The 354-nt window shown below is 52.3% G+C and carries 1 protein-coding gene; it reads right to left on the bottom strand.

Going from position 1 to position 354, the window contains the following annotated elements; genetic code table 11:
• Window positions 1-354: efflux RND transporter permease subunit (locus tag SB822_RS55550; RefSeq protein WP_410858905.1), on the bottom strand; the 354-nt coding region annotated here is incomplete at both ends.

Raw genomic sequence — 354 nt, 5'->3', positions numbered from 1 at the left:
ACATACATGCCCGCAAAAGTGCCAATGATCGAGATCGGCACTGCAATGATTGGAATGAGAGTCGCGCGCCAGTTCTGCAGGAAGATGAACACCACCAGCACGACGAGAATGATCGCCTCGATGAAGGTGTGTATCACTTCTTCGATGGAGACCTTGATGAACTTCGTCGTATCGAACGGAATCGAGTAGTCGATACCCGCCGGGAAACTCGCCTTCAGCTCGTTCATACGGTTCTGAATGAGTTCCATCGTGTTGAGCGCATTCGCGCCCGGCTGCAGATAGATTGCAATCGGAACCGCGGACGTACCATTAAGATTACTGTCGACGAGATAACTTTCCGTGCCGAGCTCGACG

Origin of the sequence: Paraburkholderia sp. SIMBA_054 (assembly GCF_046534875.1) — a bacterium.
GTDB lineage: Bacteria > Pseudomonadota > Gammaproteobacteria > Burkholderiales > Burkholderiaceae > Paraburkholderia > Paraburkholderia hospita.
The sequence above is the reverse complement of the archived record's forward strand: the minus strand, read 5'-3'. Positions and strand labels throughout refer to the sequence as shown.